Annotated in this window: 15 protein-coding genes and 1 pseudogene; 11 read left to right on the top strand and 5 right to left on the bottom strand. The window is 72.8% G+C overall.

Annotated elements, in window-relative coordinates:
• Positions 1–51 precede the first annotated feature (51 nt).
• On the bottom strand, positions 52–1107 hold the full coding sequence (locus ACFSJS_RS26615; RefSeq protein ID WP_380904820.1) for a bifunctional DNA primase/polymerase: 1056 nt from the start codon (positions 1105–1107) through the stop codon (positions 52–54).
• 1074 nt (positions 1108–2181) lie between these two features.
• Between ACFSJS_RS26615 and ACFSJS_RS28020 the strand changes: the two are divergent.
• From ACFSJS_RS28020 to ACFSJS_RS26590, 5 genes and pseudogenes are all read left to right on the top strand, one after another.
• Positions 2182–2399, top strand: a pseudogene (locus ACFSJS_RS28020) (IS110 family transposase); the annotation flags it as partial.
• A 203-nt stretch (positions 2400–2602) separates the two neighbouring features.
• Positions 2603–3751, top strand: coding sequence for a ParA family protein (locus ACFSJS_RS26605; protein WP_380904818.1), 1149 nt, complete (start codon positions 2603–2605; stop codon positions 3749–3751).
• Positions 3748–4839 carry a ParB/RepB/Spo0J family partition protein gene (locus ACFSJS_RS26600; RefSeq protein ID WP_380904816.1) on the top strand — a complete coding sequence of 364 codons (1092 nt, stop codon included), beginning with the start codon at positions 3748–3750 and terminating at the stop codon, positions 4837–4839. The genes ACFSJS_RS26605 and ACFSJS_RS26600 overlap by 4 nt, the downstream gene beginning before the upstream one ends.
• Before the next feature lie 1338 nt (positions 4840–6177).
• Complete coding sequence (locus ACFSJS_RS26595; protein WP_380904814.1) at positions 6178–6807, top strand: hypothetical protein; 630 nt, start codon at positions 6178–6180, stop codon at positions 6805–6807.
• Positions 6808–6860: 53 nt separating this feature from the next.
• Positions 6861–7280, top strand: coding sequence for a hypothetical protein (locus ACFSJS_RS26590; protein ID WP_380904812.1), 420 nt, complete (start codon positions 6861–6863; stop codon positions 7278–7280).
• A gap of 154 nt (positions 7281–7434) precedes the next feature.
• On the opposite strand, the gene ACFSJS_RS26585 is transcribed toward ACFSJS_RS26590, so the two are convergent.
• The 4 genes from ACFSJS_RS26585 to ACFSJS_RS26570 form a co-directional block, all read right to left on the bottom strand.
• On the bottom strand, positions 7435–8790 hold the full coding sequence (locus tag ACFSJS_RS26585; protein WP_380904810.1) for a hypothetical protein: 1356 nt from the start codon (positions 8788–8790) through the stop codon (positions 7435–7437).
• Between the two features lie 178 nt (positions 8791–8968).
• Positions 8969–9964, bottom strand: coding sequence for an NAD-dependent epimerase/dehydratase family protein (locus ACFSJS_RS26580; RefSeq protein ID WP_380904808.1), 996 nt, complete (start codon positions 9962–9964; stop codon positions 8969–8971).
• A 121-nt stretch (positions 9965–10085) separates the two neighbouring features.
• Entirely contained in the window at positions 10086–10463 is a 378-nt protein-coding gene (locus ACFSJS_RS26575) for a toxin Doc (protein WP_380904806.1), read from the bottom strand.
• Positions 10463–10702 carry a hypothetical protein gene (locus ACFSJS_RS26570; RefSeq protein WP_380904804.1) on the bottom strand — a complete coding sequence of 80 codons (240 nt, stop codon included), beginning with the start codon at positions 10700–10702 and terminating at the stop codon, positions 10463–10465. Before ACFSJS_RS26570 ends, ACFSJS_RS26575 begins: the two co-directional genes overlap by 1 nt.
• A gap of 313 nt (positions 10703–11015) precedes the next feature.
• Between ACFSJS_RS26570 and ACFSJS_RS26565 the strand changes: the two genes are divergently transcribed.
• The 6 genes from ACFSJS_RS26565 (at position 11016) to ACFSJS_RS26540 (ending at position 17694) form a co-directional block, all read left to right on the top strand.
• Positions 11016–11558, top strand: a complete 543-nt coding sequence (locus ACFSJS_RS26565; protein WP_380904802.1) for a carboxymuconolactone decarboxylase family protein — start codon at positions 11016–11018, stop codon at positions 11556–11558.
• 35 nt (positions 11559–11593) lie between these two features.
• Complete coding sequence (locus ACFSJS_RS26560) at positions 11594–12550, top strand: oxidoreductase (protein WP_380904800.1); 957 nt, start codon at positions 11594–11596, stop codon at positions 12548–12550.
• 174 nt (positions 12551–12724) lie between these two features.
• Positions 12725–13969 (top strand): cytochrome P450, encoded by a 1245-nt coding sequence (locus tag ACFSJS_RS26555; protein WP_380904798.1) that lies wholly within the window; start codon positions 12725–12727, stop codon positions 13967–13969.
• Positions 13966–14979: an FkbO/Hyg5 family chorismatase gene (locus tag ACFSJS_RS26550; protein WP_380904796.1), complete on the top strand. Its 1014-nt coding sequence runs from the start codon at positions 13966–13968 to the stop codon at positions 14977–14979. Before ACFSJS_RS26555 ends, ACFSJS_RS26550 begins: the two co-directional genes overlap by 4 nt.
• Positions 14976–16520 carry a class I adenylate-forming enzyme family protein gene (locus tag ACFSJS_RS26545; protein WP_380904795.1) on the top strand — a complete coding sequence of 515 codons (1545 nt, stop codon included), beginning with the start codon at positions 14976–14978 and terminating at the stop codon, positions 16518–16520. The genes ACFSJS_RS26550 and ACFSJS_RS26545 overlap by 4 nt, the downstream gene beginning before the upstream one ends.
• A gap of 181 nt (positions 16521–16701) precedes the next feature.
• On the top strand, positions 16702–17694 hold the full coding sequence (locus ACFSJS_RS26540) for a hypothetical protein (RefSeq protein ID WP_380904793.1): 993 nt from the start codon (positions 16702–16704) through the stop codon (positions 17692–17694).
• Positions 17695–17791: the final 97 nt, after the last annotated feature.

Below are 17791 nucleotides of genomic sequence, written 5' to 3'. Positions count from 1 at the left end.
TCTGCGCGGCGACCGCCCGGGCGTCGAAGAGGGTGTGGTCACGCTCGGGGCTCACGAGCGGCTCCCCAGGGGCAGCGGACGCAGCGATCCGGCGCTCAGGCCGCTGCGGATGATGGCCAGGCTGCGCCTCTCCTGCCCGGGGCGGGCGTGCTCCGCGGCCTCGTTGAGCATCCGCTCGGCATCACGATGAGTCACGTGCCCCGCCGCGACCAGCCCGCCGGCCGTGTACGCGGCGCGGTTGAGCTTCTCGGAGAAGGCCGCTCCCTCGGGCACGGCGGCGCAGGCGGCCACCTCGGCCAGAACGGCACCCAGTACACGCTCCACGGCTCCGCGGCCGCCACCTGCGGCGAGGACGGCCTGACGGGCCCGCGGCGGGACGGGCCTCGGGGTGGGCACGTGAGCGGGCGGCAGGTGTCCGGTGCGCTCCAGTTCCCGGGCGAGCCAGGAAGGCAGCGGGGCGGGCTCGCGCACCGGTCCGACGGGGGTGTAGACGCCGGCCGCGGTCACGGTGCCGGGAGCGACGATGTAGCCGCCGTGGGCCCGCACGTCCACCTGCCAGGCCAGGGCGCGGGAGCCTCCCGCACCCGCGGAGCACTGCCACCGGTGGCCGCGGTGGGCCCGGTACCACACGTGGAGCCCCCCGGAGGGTGTCCGCACGCGCAGCGTCGACTCGTCGTCGGCCGGGCTGATGGCGCCCCGCAGGGCGGCCAGCACAGCGATGGTGTGGAAGCCGTTGGCGAGACCGGTCAGATCGACACCGGCCGGGATGCCGATGCCGGGCAGCAGCCGGTCCCGGTCGGGCAGCGGCCGGTCGTGTGCGTCGATGTCGATGATCACCAGGCCCGCGGGCCCGCAGGCGACTCCGACGCCGAGGTCGGGGTGGGCGCCCCACCACTGCTCGATCCGGGCGAAGTCCAGCGTCGCGGCGTGGAAGCCGTGACACCAGCGACCGGCCCGCGGGCAGCCGCAGCCCTCGCGGGTGTGACCAGGTCTCCGGCACGGCGCGCAGTTGCCCGCCGGGGTCTTGCGTCCTGGTGCCAGGGGATGGACGGGCCATCCTCGGCTCGCACACCACCTTGCGGCTGCCAGAGCGCGGGGGACGTTCATCGGAACATGAGCCCCCCGTCTTAAGTCGCTGTGCGAAACCGGCAGCTCAGAAGCCATACGCATCCCCCGTCAGCGACTGAAGCGACTCAACGACGGACACAGATTAGCGAAGCAGGAGGGATATGGGTGGCGCCTGTGGAAGAAGCTTCGGGAACCCCTGCCACGACGAACCCGCCTTCGCCAGCGACCGAGGCGGTGACGGCCAGCGACTGAGCATCGTTCAGTCGCTGTCTGGACTGTCTGCCAAAGATCCAGGTCAGAGAGGTTTCCTACCCTTCGGCAGCGACTGAAGCGACTCAAGGTCTCTATATATGACGCGCACGCGCATACGCGCACACGCGCGAATGTCCTCATATACCCGGACCTTGCGTCGCTTCAGTCGCTGTTCACCTTCAAAAACACTCCTGACCTGCGGGTTTACACAGCGACCCAAAATTTCGCCAAGAGCGACCCGACTCTGGCTCGGTCGCTGCCCGATCCGCCCGAGGAGCTGAGGCGGCCGCGACCGGGCCGGCTTGCCGTCCAGCGACTCAAGCGACTCAAGCGACTCTGCATCGGGGCTGTACCCGCGTCGAGTACCGCCGATCGGACTTCTCCCCTCGCGAGGAAGGACCGCTGGCGTCTGCGGCCCGGTCGGCAGCAGACCACCTCCTTCCTGAAGCCGGGATCCGGCCGCCCCCGCCACCCGGTGCGGCACGCCACCTGACGAACCGGCGGGTCGGCCGGAAGCGGGGTGCCCAAGGGCGGGGTGCCGAACGGGACAGCCACGGCCCCCCGTTGTCTTCCCCGCGGTCCTGCAAGAGGGCCGCCGGCCTCCGGACCCGGCATGGCTGCTGCTCCCTGTCGGACCGATGACCTGGGGGTGGTGTCACCGGACCCGAGGGACCCCGTCGGAGACGCTGATCAGAGGTCCGACCACCGTCCGGCCGGGCGCAATGCCCGGCTGCTTGCGGCCGGCAGGTCTCCATGACGTGGATGCGTGACGGCCCCGCTGCCGAGGCCGGCACGCATCGACGCATGCGGGGGCACGATGGTCGACATCGACACCGTGCCGCCGCCGGCGAAGTCGCCGGCCCCACGACCAGGCAGTCGGGAAGCTCGATCCACGGCGAACCCCTGAGGCGGGAACCGGCAGCTCAAACGGGCGCTGCTCCTCTCCGCGTTCGCGGCCCTGCACGATCCCGCCCCCCCGTGCCTGCTACGACCGATGCCGGGTCTGCGGCACAACCCACACCCATGCCCTCCTCCGCCTCGCCCGCCACCGCATCAGCATCCTGCTCGCCATGCTCCGCGCTCGCTTGACGAAGGGCATAGAGGCGCCCCCGGCATCCGGGCGCCGACTTCATTACGCCGTAATGAAGAGACGGAGGAGGCGGCCCGCCCGGCGAACCGTCTGGCCTGGGTTGTCATTACGGCGTAATGACAACCCAGGCAAAAGGATGAAACACACCCCCTCCTGCTCCTCCCCCAAGCCGAACGTAAGTATGGTGACGCCATGGCATCTCCGTACCCCGACGGCGACCGGGAAAAGGTAACGTCCAAGCTCCCGGCTGCGCTTCGCCAAGAACTCAAGATCCGAACGGCCGAGCACGGCATCGACATCCAGGACGCGGTCACCGAGGGCATCGACGCCTGGCGCACCGAGGACGGCCCCCACTCCACCGTGGACACCTCGGGAGCCGAGTCCTTCTCCACCTGGCTCCCCGCCGGCCTCTACGACCGCTTCAAGGCCGACTGCTCCGCACGAGGTGTCTCCTACACCCAGGGCCTGGCCCAGTCGGTCCGCCGCTGGCTCGAGACACACCCCTCCCCCGGTCGGCAGTTCCACACCGGGCCCCAGCGCAAGATCGTGTGCAACCAGAAGGGCGGCGTCGGCAAGACCGCCGTCGCCGCGGGCATCGCCCAGGCCTACGCCGAGGACGGCAAGCGCGTCCTCCTGGTGGACTACGACCCCCAGGGGCACCTGAGCGAACAGCTCGGCATCGCCCAGATCCCGCCGGGCCAGGACAGCCTGGTCGCCCACATGTGCGCCGAGGGCAGGGCGGATCTGCGCGCCCTGCTGGTCACCTTCGAGGACGATCGCTTCGGCAAGCGGCTGCAGATACTGCCCGCGTGCTTCGACGGTTTCCTCCTGGATGCCAAGATCGCGACCAACACCCGCATCCGCCGGCGCGAGGCCACCCTCGAAAGGGCCCTGGAACCCCTGGAGACGGACTTCGACGTCGTCGTCATCGACTGCCCGCCCTCTCTGGGCATCGCCATGGACGCCGCCATCTACTACGGCCGTCGCCGCGAGGGCGAACCCGAGGGCGTCTCCGGTGTCATCGTCCCCGTGCTCGCCGAGGACTCCTCCGCCACCGCCTACGCCATGCTCACCGAGCAGATCGAGTCGCTGAAGGAGGACCTGGACCTGGATCTGGACTACCTCGGTCTGGTGGTGAACCTCTACGACTCCCGCCGCGGGTTCGTCGCCACCTCCAGCCTCCAGCAATGGAAGTCCCTGGGTGACCCTCCCGTCCTGGCGGTCATCGGAGACCTCAAGGAACAGCGGGAGGCCGTCCGCATGGGCAGGCCCCTCCTGGTCTACTCGCCCCACTGCGACCAGGCCGAGGCGATGCGCCGGATCGCGAGGGCTGCTTCATGACCAGCAAAGCCGAACGGCTCGGTGCCTCCTCGGCGTTCGGCCGCGCCGGGACCGCGCGCAGCACCCGGGGCCGGGTCACGGAGAAGGTGCTCAGCGGCAGCGACGACGGGCCCACCCGCCTGGCCCTCCACCTGCTCAGTCACAACCCGGACAACCCGCGCGACTCACTGCCGGACGTCACCGACCTCGCCGCGTCCCTGCGGGACCACGGGCAGAAGTCCGCCGTCACGATCATGTCCCGTGAGGCGTATCTGGAGGCCAATCCGGGCCGCGAGGACGAGCTCGAGCCGATGGCCGCCTACGTCGTCATCGACGGCAACTGCCGTCTCGCCGCCGCGCGGCAGGCGGGTCTGTCCTCGCTGCGGGTGATGATGGACGAATCCCTCGGAGGGGATCCGGACGAACTGCTGGAATCCGCCCTCGTCGCCAACATCCACCGTCAGGACCTCGAACCGCTGGACGAGGCCCGTGCGCTGAAGAAGCTCCTGGAGGTGCACGGTACCCAGGAGAAGCTCGCCAAACGCCTCCACCGCTCCCAGGGCTGGGTCTCCCAGCGCCTGGCTCTGCTCTCCTTGACTCCGGAGCTGCAAAAGCGCCTGGAGAGCGGCGAAGAGCCCGTGGAGCTGCTGCGGGCGGTGGGGAAGAAGCCCCCGGAGCGGCAGGAGCAGGAGCTGGCCCGCCTGAAGGAGGAGCGGCTCCACCGGCAGGCCTCCCGGGAGCCTCGCCGACAGGCTTCCGCCCCGCAGGAGACCGGCGGCTCTCATTACGGCGTAATGAAGGAGGCCGCCCCGACAACGGGCGGCGGACAGGCGGCTGCTCGTCCGCGGGCCGCAACCGGCCCCGGCACCGGCGGTGTCCCGACGGTGCCCGCCCAGCCTGCAGCGGTGCCCGCCCAGCCTGCAGCGGTGGCCTCCCAGCCTGCGGCGGTGACATCCCCGGAGGCTCCTCCCACCAGGTCCGCCCCGGTCAGGATGCCCTGGGACGATCCGGGGGCGATGTGCGTGCTCCTGAGGGAGAACATGTCACCGGAGAAGTTGAGGAAGCTGCTGGAGATGCTGCAGCGCAACATCGAGGACAACAAGGTCTGATCTCCGGTCCGGTAGAGGCGGTCCCGTGTTCCCCTCCGGCACGGGACCGTCCGGTCGATCCGGTCACGGCTCCGGGAGGTCGACAGAGCCGAACGCCGGTTCCCCGGCTGGGGACGGGGCACACGCCCCGTCCCCAGCCGGCCAACCGGCTTGCCTCACCCGGGAACGCCGAGAACCTGGGCGGCCGGGTCCTGCACCGGCTGCGGTACCCGGTGCTCGTGTGCGACACGGAGGGCGGCATCCCCCTGCTGCTGTCGGCCCGATCCTGCCAAGTCTGCGTCCGCCGTCTGGAGCGGTACGCCAAGTAGTGCGGTGGGGTCTGCCGACAGCTCACCCGGGTCTCGGAAGCAGCCATGCCGGACTGGAGGTCGGCGGGCTGCTTGCCGCAGTGCGGGGAGGCTTGGTGGGGCAGCACACCGGACGGTACCGGTTCACCCCTCCTGAAACAGTTGCCAGGGTCTCCGGGGGAGGGGGACTCGAAGGACACCGCGAACCCGCTCTTGTCCGCTGGTGTGGACGAGGGTCGGCAGCTCCTCGGCCCTGGCGGGCCTGCGGTGCCCCGACGGAACACGTCCTCGCCACGGGCGTCCGCGGGTGGCGTCGGCTTTCCTCCAGGAACAGGTGGTCGATGCCGTCCCTGGCTGAGGTGACCGGTGGCTGTTCCGGTGAAACCTTCCCTTCCCTGTGGTCGGCCTTCAGTGGTGCGGGTATCGGTGGCGGGGAAAGAGCTGCCGTCGAGTGGGAGCGGGGGCCACGGCTGGAGGATGTGCCCCTGGGCGGTGCGGTCGAGGCAACTCCTGCCCCGCGCAGCTGTTCCGTCGGGTCCCGGAGCACTCGTGTGCCCTGGTTGCCCCCAGGGCCTCTAGTACAAGAGGGCTCCCGGCCCATTATGCCTCTGACCTGCTGTTATGCAGATCGGAGGGTGTCGGCGCCGACACATTAGGGGGTGCGAAATGTTAACGGGGAGCGCACATTTCGAGGGAAAGTCAAGTGTCGGTTGATTTTCTGTTTTCCCAGGTCAGGGGCGCGTCCTGCCGACCGCGGAGGGCGGTGAGGAGCTGCTGAAGCGTGTCGGCAGCAGCAATGTAAGTAAAGCGGTGCTTGATTTATGGGGCATAGGTGCAGCAAAAGGCAAGGGGGAGTGGACTTGCGGCCTCATGCGGCGCGTCGCCGGCGCGGCCCGACACCCGACGCGCGTGGAAGAAGCAAAAGACAAGAACCAGTTGTGTTTTGGAGTAGGGTCTCCCTCGCCTGAGTAGTGAAGGAGGTCCTGTGACATCTGATCCGCCCACCCCGCACCCGGTGGGCCCGCGCGCCGTGAGTCCCCAGGACGGGGGCTTGGGATTCGACGACATCCTCGTCGCCCTCGGCCAACAGCTGGGGGAGACCGTCGAGTCCACCCAGCAGTCCCCCGGAGCCCGCAAGAAGCTCAAGGGGGTCACCTTCGAGTACGAACAAGAACCCCGTACCGTCCACGACATGGCCGGCGACCAGGGCTACAGCATCGCCAGCAACTGGTTCACCCAGTTCCTCGCCCAACTGGCCGTCGCCAACAGCGTCACCAAGTCGGAGATGTGCGTCTTCCTCTACGTCGCCGGAGGACAGATCGCCGGAACCGGCATCGCCCAGTACACCCAGCAGGAGATCACCGACGGCCTCAACAAGGAGGCCAGACGCATCGGCGCCCGCTGCATCACCCGGTCGACCGTCAACCGCGCCATCAAGGCACTGTGCGAGTACGGATGGCTGGAGAAGCACGGCAACGGCAGGATCCGGCTCAACGTCCGGCTGTGGTTCCGCGGCAACAGCGCGGCCCAGCAGGCGGTCCTCGCCGACCTCGACCGCGAGCACGGGCACGACCCCGAGGCCTTCCCCCACCGGATCGGCCCCCACCGCGGTGAGCAGCAGACCCTCGACCTCACCCTGGACGACACACAACCCCCCGCCCGACAGGAGCGCACCGGGTGATAGCACGACGACACCGCGCACCAGGACCCAGCACGACAAGGAGGAACCCCTAGATGGCCGAGGTCATGTCCCCCCTGGTGGGCGAACGCATCTGGGCGCTGCCCATCTCGGGCAGCGCGATCAAGTTCCTGCAGTACCTGCTGTACCGCTCCGAGTTCGGCGGGCACATCCCCGTCAAGCAGAAGGACATGGCCCGCGAGTACCACCAGAAGACTCCGCAGGCCATCAGCGCCCTGATGGCGCCCCTGTGCGACCTGAAGATCGTGCTGCGCCCCCGGAGCGAGGAACGCAACGGCAACAGCTACCGGCTCCACCCCCTGGCCGCCAAGTACGAGAGCCACGAGGCGATGGAGGCCGCCTTCCGCCAGGCGCTCAGGGACATCAAGGCGGGGGACCTGCCCAACCTGCGGCTGCCCGCCTACGTCATCGCCCCGCCGGCGGAGGGCCGCCCCAACCTCCAGGTCGCCGTCTGAGCACCTTTGCCCGGCAAACCGAAGGCCCCGCCGGAAACCGGCGGGGCCTTCGAGCCTGAGTAGAAGGTCGTGGTCCCAATATACCCACTCCGGCCACCGTCACCACCCGCCGCCGGCAACCGGAGGGCTCCGGACGGCCGCCGCGGCCGGCGTGTCAGTCCGCCGGCGGGGCGGGCGCGCTGTTCAGGGAGTCCAGGCGCCGCTGGGCGGTCGGGACATGGCGCGGGTCGAGGGCGGGGAGCTGCCGCAGCAGGGCGATCAGGTCAGGTCCCAGGTTCCGGGCGGCGGTGGCGTCGGTGACGTGCTGCCAGCAGTAGTGGGCCCCTTGCGCGGCGGCCAGCAGTTCGGGGGCGTCGGGCTCCTGGTGGGCGAGGCGGGACCGGGCGGCGGCGATCCACAACCGGGTGGCCAGCGGGTAGTTCTCGGCGATCCGCGCGAGGTCGGCACGGATCTCGGCCCAGTGGATGGCCTCCGCGGAGTTCGGCCCGTGGCGGCGCATCGCGCTCTGCTCCCAGGCGGCGGCCATCGCTGCGGCCTCGTGGTGCCGCCCCTCCTGCGCGGCCTGCCAGATGACCGGGCGCGGGTCGGTCTCGACGGCCGGCTGCGGGAGCACGGCCGTCGACACCGCCGGCGGGGAGCCGGGGCGGGCCGGGGCGGGCCGGGGGGAGTCCTCCGGCCCCTGGCCGGCCGTCCGGTGGGTGGGTGGCGCGGCTGCGCGCGGCACCGACGGGGCCGGCTCATCGGGCCGGGCCGCCCGCCGCTGCCGTACCTGGGCCGGGAGGTGCCGGGCGTCGGCCTGCGGGGCGGCGGGCTCGGGCCCGGGGGCGAGCTGCCCGGTCTGCGGGACCACCAGGGTGCCCGGCGGCAGCGCGGCGACGGCCACCGTCGCCGCGTGCAGGTGGCCGTTTCCGGGCCGGACGGGCTGCTGCCGCAACTGCTCCACCAGGTGCCGGGTGTAGGGGCTGACACCGTCGGAGCCGGCCAGGCCGGGCGGGGTGACGACACCGCAGATCGGCAGGCGCTCGCTGAAGGTGTCGGGCTGCTCCTGCAGCCGTGTCCAGGCGTGCTTGTCGGCCGCGAGGTCGACGAAGACCGCGGTGGTCCCGGCCGGCCGGGTGCACAGCGCGGTACGGAGCCACGCCCAGGGCAGGGCGCTGTAGCGGACGGTCCCCGGGGTGGTGCCGGTCAGGGCCAGGTGCAGTTCGCGCCGGCGCCGGTCGGTGGTGAGGCGCCCGGACAGGTACAGCAGGACCGGTCCGGGGGCGGCGACGGCGGCCCGCAGGCGCAGCAGGACCGAGTTGGGGTCGTGGACGCCGTCGAGGTGCACCAGATCCGTGGGAACGCCGCTGCCCAGCAGCATCGGGGTGGGAACGGTGGCCAGGGCCGCCAGGTTCGCGCTGGGGGTGAGCTGCGGACGACGCCGGTGGGTGGCGCGGTCTCCGGCGATCAGCAGGACGTGCCCGCGTTGTTGCTGCTGGTACCCGTGCGTCTCCGCCCCGTTGACATGCATGGATGCACCGTACGCCTGCGGCGGGGCGGAGGGCGCCGCAGGGCGGGATGTTCGATGGCGGAACTCCGGGACGGGACCGTCCTGTTGCGCAGCGTCCGCACCTGCGTGTCGCACGGTGTGCGTGCCGCGACGGCCCGGTCCCGCCGGTGGAGGCCGGGATCGGGCCGGCAGCGGCGGCTCAGGCCCGCCGGCTCAGCGCGTCGAGCAGCTCGCGCTCGCGTCCGGCGCTGAGACCGGCGCGCCGTGCCCGGCCCAGGCCCTGCTCGCGCTCCCAGCGCAACGTGTCGGCCAGCAGCTCCTCCCGGGGCCGGTGGCGGAGTCCTGCGGCGCGCGCTGCGGAACCGTCCCGGGCCGACCACCCCTCCCAGCCCGGCGTCACCAGCCACATCGGCAGCGACTCGGCCCCCATGTACCCGGCCACACCGTTCGCGAGCAGCCATTCCGAGTCGGCGGCGACGACCGGGCCGGTGTGCCCGCCGGCGGCGCGGGACAGCTCCAGCCACCGTGCGAACGGGACGACCGGTCCGACGGCGTCATAGACGCCGGTGGTCCCTCTCTCTGCCGAGTCGAGCAGCCAGGCGACCAGGTCCCGCACGTCGACCACCTGGGTCGGCAGCTCCGGGGTGTCGGGTACCAGCATCGGTCCCTGCGGATCGCGCGCGGCACGGGCCACCCAGTAGCCGGAGCGTCCGCTGTGGTCGCCCGGACCACCGATGAGGCCGGCGCGTGCGGTGAGGAGACGGTCGCCCACGGCGGCCGCCGACGCCTGCTCACAGGCGACCTTCGCCTCCCCGTACAAGGTGCGGTCGACCTCGTTCCGGTCGGTCGGGGCGAGGAGCGCCGCGGACTCGTCCGCACCCGGCGTGGCGTGGGAGGCGTATGCGCTGCCGGAGGAGACGTAGGTCCAGTGCCCGGCCCTGTCGCCCAGTGCGTCGAGCGCGTCGCGCACGAAACCCGGCTGCCACGACACCTCGACGACCGCGTCCCAGTCGCGGTCGAGCAGTGGTGCGTACGCCGAGGGATCACGCCGGTCGGCGGCCACCAGCGCCGCCCCGTCCGCGGTCCTCCCGCTCTCACCGCGGGCCAGGCACGTCACCCGGTGCCCGCGCTCGATCGCCTGCCGGGACACCTCCCGGCCCACCCAGGCCGTACCACCCAGTACCAGAATCTCCATTCCGCCACCCAAGCACGGCGGCAGCCGGATCCCAGGGGAGTTCGCCGACGGCGGAGCCGGGTACCGTCCCGGGGCGAGGCGGCGCCGGCGCCGGGATCCGGGGCGGTGGTCGCCCAGGGGATCAGATGCGCCAGGCGCGGATGCGGGCGGCGGCCTGGTAGACAGTGGTCTTGCGGTTCTGGATGTCGCGGACCAGGTCCACCAGTGCACCGTAGGGCGGGTCGATGCCCTGGCCGCAGGCGTGCATGTAGGCGGCCGCGACCTGGCAGGCGTACAGGCTGTTGCGGTAGGGCAGCGGCTCCAGCCGTACCAGGGTGTGCAGCAGGGAGGCGGCGCGCCAGGCCGGGTCGGGGTCGGTGGCGTCGGGGTGGGGGATGCGGGTCCTGTGGCGGGCCACGGCGGCGACCAGGGCGGAGTAGTCGGCCACCGACAGGTCCTCGGGCACGGCTTTCTCCTGGACATCCAGCAGCCAGGAGACGTCGATGTACAGCGGGGCCATCAGGCGGCTTCGGCCCCCTCGGCGCGGTCGGCGGGGGGCACCTCGTCGGGGAAGGCCGCGTCGAACTCGGTGCGGTGCTCGTCCCCCCAGGTCAGGGCGTAGCCGACGAACTGCAGGCGCTGCTTCTCGCGCAGGGGGAGGTCGTGCACGTACTGCTTGAGGGACTTGCCCTCGGCGGCAGCGGCGGCACGGACCGCCTCCAGCTCTTCCTCGGTGAAGGTGATGTTCAGCGACGGCATACCCGCATGGTACCTACCAGGTACCTGAGGGGCCAGGGGAACATCCCCGCGGCCCGGCCCCCGCCCGGCCCCCGGCGGGCGCGGGGACGGCCGGACCGGCCGAGCGCGCCCGGCGCGGGACGCCCCGCCCCGACCGCGGGCCCGCCGCACGAGCTGAGCCCCGGACCCTTGCCGCAGGGAGCCGCCTGCCGGTGGCGCGGCCGGGAACGGGCCCGCCGGGGCGCCGCGGAGTGCGCACTCTGGAAGTGGCGACCGCAGAAGCCCGTGCCGAGGATGAGGAGCCCAACCACCCACGTCGGCAAGGGACGGGACGATGCCGCACATCGAGATCACCAACGGCCTTCCCGGCATCAGCGGACTTCTGGCCCAGTACCCCGGCACGGGCGCCGTGCTCTCGCAGCTGGCCGAGACACTGCTGCGCGGCGACGAGTCGCCGATCAGCCGCGGCGAACGCGAGCTGATCGCCGCGTACGTGTCGGAACTCAACCGGACGCGGTTCTGCTCCGACTCGCACAGCGCCTTCGCGGCGGCGCAACTGGAGGGCGGCGAGGAACTGGTGAAGGCCGTTCTCGCCGACGCCGCCGAGGCCCCCGTCACACCGCTGCTCAAGGCGCTGCTGCGGATCGCCGCCGAGGTCCGGGCACAGGCGCGGCCCGTCTCCGAGGAGGCGATCGCGAACGCCCGCGCCGAGGGCGCGACCGACGTGCACATCCACGACACCGTGCTGATCGCGGCGGCCTTCTGCATGTTCAACCGGTACGTCGAGGGTCTGGCCACCGAGCTGCCCTCCGATCCGGGCTACTACGGCTCGTCAGCCGAGCGCATCGTCGAGCACGGATACGGCGCCGCGCGCTGACGCGCGGTCCGCTTCCCACTCCCACAGGAGGCCACGTGGACTGGTCCACGGCGGACATCCCCGGCCAGCAGGGCAGGATCGCGCTGATCACCGGCGGTACCGGCGGGATCGGCCTGGAGACGGCCCGGGTGCTCGCGGCCCGCGGCGCCCGGACCGTCCTCGCCTGCCGGGACGTCGAGCGGGGCCGCGCCGCGGCGGCCGGTCTGGGCGCGGACGCGGACGTCGTGCGGCTCGACCTGGCCTCGCTGGACTCCGTACGGCGGGCCGCGGCCGAGGTGCGCCGCCGGTACGGGCGGCTCGACGTGCTCGTGAACAACGCCGGGGTGATGTTCCCGCCGCACCGGCACACCGAGGATGGCTTCGAGGCCCACTTCGGCGTCAACCACCTGGGGCACTTCGTGCTGACGGTCCTGCTGCTGGACCTGATGCGGCAGGTGCCCGGCTCGCGGATCGTCACGGTCACGAGCCTGGCGCACCGGGTCGCCCGGGGCGGATTCGACGCCGGCGGGGCCCGCTCGGGGGACGGGCGGCGGTCCCTCGCGGCCTACGGGCGCTCCAAACTGGCGAACCTGATGTTCTCCCGCGAACTGCAGCGGCGGCTCGCCGACGAGGGCGCGGCGACCGTCTCGGTCGCGGCCCATCCCGGTCTGTCGGCGACCGGGTTGTGGCACGGCGATGCGCCGGCGCCGCTGCGGCCGGTGAGCCGGGTCGCGCTGCGGTTCCTGGCCCGGCCTCCGGCCCGGGCGGCGGAGCCGGTGCTGCGGGCAGCCACGGACCACCGCGTGCCGGGAGGCACGTACCTGGGCCCGGGAAGGCTCTTCGAGACCCGGGGAGCGCCCGTCCCTGCGCGGTCCGCCCGGAGCTCGCGCAACGCACGCGCGCAGCTCCGGCTGTGGGAGCTGTCGGAGGAACTGACCGGGGTGCGCCACGAGCGCCCCTCCGGCGGGGACCGCCGGGACCGGCCGCCGCGGGTCCCCCGTTCCCCGGGATGAGCGGGTCCGCGCCGCCACTGGGCTGTTCGCCCGACTCCGCGCGGACGGGGGCGCACGGCCGTACGCATTCTGTCGACGCCAGCTCAACAGGGAGGTCTTCCCATGAGAACCAGTGGGGCGGCGAGGCCGCCTTCCGCAGGCCGTGAACCGCACGCCGAGAAGGCGCGGCGCCGTATGCGGCGCGTGCTGGACACCGCCGTGCGCGCCGATCCGTACCCGCTGTGGAACGGTATCCGTGAGCACGGGCCGGTGTGGCTGGACGGCGGCGTCGTGGTGTTCTCCTCCCACGCCCACTGCGCCGAGGTCCTGAGGTCGCCCGCCGCGCACGCCGTCGTGCCGCCCGCAGGCTGCCCCGTGCCGCACGGCCGGACACCCCTCCCGGACGCGCCCGGCGTCCGGGAGGCGTCCGCCCTCGCCCGGCGGGTCCTCACACCGGAGGTCCTCGCCGGCGTGGAGGAGTTCCTGCGGGGCCGCGTCGACGACCTGCTGGACTCGGTGGCGGCCCGCGGCCGCCTTGAGGCGGTGACCGACCTGGCCTACCCCCTGCCGGTGGCCGCGATCTGCCGGCTGTTCGGCCTTCCGCGAACCGAGGAGACGCGACTGCACCGGCTGGCCATGCCGCTGTCCCGGATGTGGGAGCCGCATCCGGCAGTCGACGGCACCGAGGCGCCGGGCGGCGCGGAGCAGCGGCGTGCGCAGGCCGCTCTGGACGGATACGTCGCCGAGCTGGTCGAGCGGCGCGGTGACGATGTCGGGCAGGGCCTGCTCGCACCCGTCCTCGCGTCCCTGCCGCCCGGGAGGCCGACGGCCCGGCAGGTGTGGGAGCTGTTCCGCGAGCTGCTGGTCTCCGGCCACGAGAGCACGGCCGCCCTGCTGTCCAACACGGTGATGGCCCTCCTGCGCGCACCGCACGTGCTGGACGCCGTCCGCCGGGAGCCGGGCTACGCGGAGCAGGTGGTGGAGGAGGTGCTGCGGGCCGACCCGCCCTTCCAGCTGCTGCAGCGCCGTGCCGCGGAGGACCTGGACGTCTGCGGCGTCCGGGTGCCGGCGGGGACGACGATGCTGCTGCTGCTGGCGGCGGCGCACCGGGACCCGGGCCTGCGCCCCGCCGCGGACGTGTTCGCCCCGGGGAGCGGCGCGGACGGAGGGCACCTGGCGTTCGGCCTCGGCGACCGCTTCTGCCCCGGAGCGCCGCTCGCGCGGCTGGCGGGGCGCCTGGTGTGCGTCCGTTTCGCCCAGCGGGTGGCGGCCCCCCGCTTCGCGACCGGCACGCCGTCCTACCGGCCCAACGTCGCCCTGCGCGGGCTGCGCGCGCTGTGGGTCGACGCCGACGGGTTCTCCGGCCGAGACCTGCCCTGGGACCGGCCGCTCCCTCCTCCCCGGACATCGCTCAGCCTCTCCGAGGGCAGGGCGTCGTGACAGCCGTCGACACGGAGGTCCGCAGCTCCGCGCCGCAGTGCGTGTTCGCCCCCCTCAGCGGGGAGGAGGACGCCGCGCCGGCCGCCGGCCGCCAGGTGCTGGGGCGCGTCGACTACGGGTTCCGCTCCGTGCCGCCCGGCCTGAGGGGAGGGGTTCCCGCCATGGGGGTGCACATGGCCTCCGAGGGGGCCGATCCGTTCACCGAGCTGTGGCTGACCGACCGGCCGGTGCGCCCGGGGGAGGACCGGGGGCTGGTGTACGCCGAGGACGGCGAGCACCTGTTCTGCGCAGTGCGCGTCGCGGAGCGCGGCGTGTACCGCGAGGCGGTCCGCCGGGCGTACGCCGCGGCCTTCGCCCTGCTGGTCCGGCGTGGCTACCCCCGGCTGCTGCGCATGTGGAACCTGGTGGGCGCGATCACCGGCGGCAACGCCGAGGGCATGGAGAACTACCGCGACTTCTGCATCGGCCGCGCACGGGCGTTCGACGAGTGGCGCGAGCACATCGGCCGGGTGCCGGCGGCCACCGGCATCGGGGCGCGCGGCCCCGGCATCGGCATGTACTTCCTGGCCCGCCGCGCGGGGGCGCCGCTCCGCCACCTGGAGAACCCGTACCAGACGCCCGCGTACCGCTATCCGCGCAGGTACGGTCCCAAGGCGCCGAGCTTCGCCCGCGCCACGTGGTCGGACGGGACGCTGTACGTGTCGGGCACGGCGAGCATCGTCGGCGACGGCACCGTCCACCGCGGCGACATCGAGCGGCAGTGCGACGTCACGTTCGCCAACATCGGGGCCTTGATCGGTGAGGAGAACCTGGCCCGCCACGGCGTGGCGGGCGGGTTCCGGCTCGGCGACCTGGACCACGTCAAGGTGTACGTCCGCGACGCGGCGCACCTTCCGGCGGTGCGCGCCCGGTGCGCCGAGCTGCTGCACGACCGGGCGGAGGTCCGTTTCCTCAACGTCGACGTCTGCCGCCCCGACCTGCTGGTGGAGATCGAAGGGATATGCCGATGAACGCCACCGCGCTCCGCTCCGCCGGGACGTCCGCCGCCGGCAGGGTCGGCGCCCCGAGCGGCAACCTCGTCGAACTGCTCGAACTGACCGCGCGCGAGCGGGGGTGGCTGGAGCGGCCGGCATACCTGGTCGGCGACCGGGCGTACCGGTTCGAGGACGTCTACCGGGGCGCCGCGCGCGCTGCGGCCGGCCTGCTCGAACGGGGTGTGCGGGCCGGCGACCGGGTGCTGATCGCCTTGCCCGACGGCATCGAGTTCGTCTGGGCGTTCCTGGGGGCGCTGCGGGCGGGGATCGTCGCCGTGCCCGTGAACACCATGCTCCATCCGCGGGAGACGGCCCGCGCCGCCGGGATCGCCGAACCCGCCCTGGTGGTGTCGGCGCCGGAGGCGGCGGGGGACTTCCCCTTTCCCGCGGTCCCCTTCGAGGAGCTGCCGGCGGACCCGGACGGCCTCGGCGCGGATCACGCCCCGTGCACGGCCGGGACCGCGGCGTTCGCGGCGTTCACCTCCGGGACCACCGGCGGCCCGAAATTGTGCTTCCACACCCACGGTGATCCGCCGGTGCTCGACGCTGCCGCCGGGTCCGCCATCGGTGTGCGCGGGGACGACGTCAGCTACTCCGTGCCGCGGATGAACTTCGCGTACGGGCTGGGCAACTCGCTGTTCTTCCCGCTGCTGCGGGGCGGCGCCACCGTGCTGACGCCGCAACGGCTGTCTCCGGGGGAGTCGCTGGCCGTCCTGGAGCGGCACGGTGTGAGCGTGTTCTACAGCCAGCCGACCTTCCTCGCCCACCTGCTGGGGCACCCGGACGCGCCGCGGGTACTGGGCGGTCTGCGGCGGGCGGTGGTGGCCGGCGAGGTCCTGCCCGAGTCCCTGGAGCGGCGGCTGCGCGAGCACCTGGGCGAGCGGCTGGTCAACGTCTACGGGACGACGGAGATCGGCCACGCGGTGCTGGCCAACGTCCCCGGAGAGCAGAAGGAGTTCACACTCGGCCGGGCGCTGCCTCCGTACCGGGTGCGCGTGGTGGACGAGGCCGGCCAACCGGTGCCGGCCGGTGTCGAGGGCCGGCTGGAGGTGTCCGGTCCCACCATCGGCCCCGGCGTCGCCCGGGGCGGCCGGGAGCCGGCCCGTCTGGCGCCCGGCGAGTGGTTCACCACCAGCGACGCCGCCGTCGTGGACGCCGAGGGCTACGTACGCGTCCACGGCAGGCTCGACGACGTCGAGATCGTCGGCGGGGTGAACGTGCACCCTGCCGAGGTCGAGGACTTGCTCCTGGAGCACGCGGCCGTCGAGGAGGCGGCCGTCTGCTCGGTGCGCCAGGACACCGGGGGCACGGTGCTGCGCGCTTTCGTCGTCCTGCGGGACGGTGTCGGGGAGGAGGAGCGCGGCGCGGTGCGCGACGAACTCCTGGCGGCGGCCCGGACCGGGCTGACCTGGTACAAGGTGCCGAAGGACGTCGTCTTCACGACCGAACTGCCCCGCAACCCCACCGGCAAGTTGCTGCGCCGCTCCGTGCGGGCGATGGCCTCCGAGGCGGCCTGAGCGCCCGCCCCGCGCGGGGACCGCCGGTGCGACGGGGCCCGCGGACCACGGGGGCGGCGGCCCGGGCGCCGTGTTCAGGCGCCTTTCTCCGGGATTGCCGTCCTCTGCCCGAGCCGCCGTCCGCTCGGTGAACACTCCTACGGTCGATACATCGTCAGACAACGGCAGAAAGGCCTTCCCCATGCATTCCGTTATGGACAGGACTTCTGGTACGCGGCGCATCCCTCCCGCCTCACCCGGCGACGGCCGGCCGCGCTCGCTCTTCGTCAACGGCCACTTCCCCCGCCGGCGCGGGATGGTCGTCTCCGTCGCCGCGTTGTTCGGGTTCGCGCTGACGGTCGTGTGGTCCCACGAGTTCGTCGACCAGACCATCGGCGCCAACGTCGCCGGCGCGCTGCTGGGCCAGGATGCCGCAACGGCGTCCCTGAGCGGCTCCCTGGTCGGCATCGCGTTCGCCCTGGCCACCGGCGTCGCGGGAACGTTCACGGCCTGCAACGTGGCGGTGTTCAGCGCGGTGGCTCCGCTGGCCGGGCAGGCACAGTCGCGGCGCGGCCGACTGGCCCGGTTGCTCAGGCCGCTGGGGTACCTGGCGGCCGGTTCCGTGGCCGTGTCCGCCGCCTACGGCGTGGTCGTCGCCCTGGTGGGCACCCGCATGCCGCAGTTCCAGCTCGGGTCGCCGGGAACGAGCGGCTTCTCGCCCCCCCTCGTGCAGGCCATGGTGACCTACGGGATCATCGGCGCCGTGCTGGTGTGGCTGGGACTGGCGTCGCTGGGCCTGGTGCCCGACCCGCTGGCGCGCGTGTCCGCGCGCTTCCCGAACGCCCCTCTGGTGGTGATGGGCGCCCTCATCGGCGGTTTCCTCATCGGCCGCCCCTACCCCCTGTTCCGGCGGCTGTTCCACGACGCGGCCGAGAGCGGCAACGTCCTCTACGGCGCGGCGGCCTTCTCGCTGCAGGCACTGGGCAACCTGGTGGTGATGGGCGTGCTGTTCGTCCTGATCTCCCTGGTGGCGGGCGAGCGGCTGCACCGCTGGATGTCGGCGCGCCCCGACCGCGCCTCCGCCGTGATCGCCGGGGCGTTCATCGCGGCGGGGGCCTTCATGGTCCTGTACTGGGACGTGCGCATGCTGGCCCGCCGTGACCTGATCTGGTTCCCCATGGCGCCCTGGGCGTGAGGCGTCCCACCGCCGCCGTCACAGGCCTGCGGCGGTGCGCAGGGCGTCGGTGCGGTCGGTGCGTTCCCAGGTGAAGTCGGGCAGTTCGCGGCCGAAG

It is taken from the genome of Streptomyces desertarenae, assembly GCF_042681365.1.
GTDB classification, from domain to species: domain Bacteria; phylum Actinomycetota; class Actinomycetes; order Streptomycetales; family Streptomycetaceae; genus Streptomyces; species Streptomyces desertarenae.
Note: the sequence above shows the minus strand (reverse complement) of the source record. Positions and strands in the feature narration are given on the sequence as shown.

What these genes read in the sequence shown, in the direction of transcription:
- ACFSJS_RS26555 (WP_380904798.1), top strand. Translation starts at nt 12,725, where the DNA reads ATGCGGCGCGTGCTGGACACCGCCGTGCGCGCCGATCCGTACCCGCTG.
- ACFSJS_RS26545 (WP_380904795.1), top strand. Translation starts at nt 14,976, where the DNA reads ATGAACGCCACCGCGCTCCGCTCCGCCGGGACGTCCGCCGCCGGCAGG.
- ACFSJS_RS26615 (WP_380904820.1), bottom strand. Translation starts at nt 1,107, where the DNA reads ATGAACGTCCCCCGCGCTCTGGCAGCCGCAAGGTGGTGTGCGAGCCGA.
- ACFSJS_RS26540 (WP_380904793.1), top strand. Translation starts at nt 16,702, where the DNA reads ATGCATTCCGTTATGGACAGGACTTCTGGTACGCGGCGCATCCCTCCC.
- ACFSJS_RS26580 (WP_380904808.1), bottom strand. Translation starts at nt 9,964, where the DNA reads ATGGAGATTCTGGTACTGGGTGGTACGGCCTGGGTGGGCCGGGAGGTG.
- ACFSJS_RS26565 (WP_380904802.1), top strand. Translation starts at nt 11,016, where the DNA reads ATGCCGCACATCGAGATCACCAACGGCCTTCCCGGCATCAGCGGACTT.
- ACFSJS_RS26585 (WP_380904810.1), bottom strand. Translation starts at nt 8,790, where the DNA reads ATGCATGTCAACGGGGCGGAGACGCACGGGTACCAGCAGCAACAACGC.
- ACFSJS_RS26575 (WP_380904806.1), bottom strand. Translation starts at nt 10,463, where the DNA reads ATGGCCCCGCTGTACATCGACGTCTCCTGGCTGCTGGATGTCCAGGAG.
- ACFSJS_RS26605 (WP_380904818.1), top strand. Translation starts at nt 2,603, where the DNA reads ATGGCATCTCCGTACCCCGACGGCGACCGGGAAAAGGTAACGTCCAAG.
- ACFSJS_RS26570 (WP_380904804.1), bottom strand. Translation starts at nt 10,702, where the DNA reads ATGCCGTCGCTGAACATCACCTTCACCGAGGAAGAGCTGGAGGCGGTC.
- ACFSJS_RS26590 (WP_380904812.1), top strand. Translation starts at nt 6,861, where the DNA reads ATGGCCGAGGTCATGTCCCCCCTGGTGGGCGAACGCATCTGGGCGCTG.
- ACFSJS_RS26600 (WP_380904816.1), top strand. Translation starts at nt 3,748, where the DNA reads ATGACCAGCAAAGCCGAACGGCTCGGTGCCTCCTCGGCGTTCGGCCGC.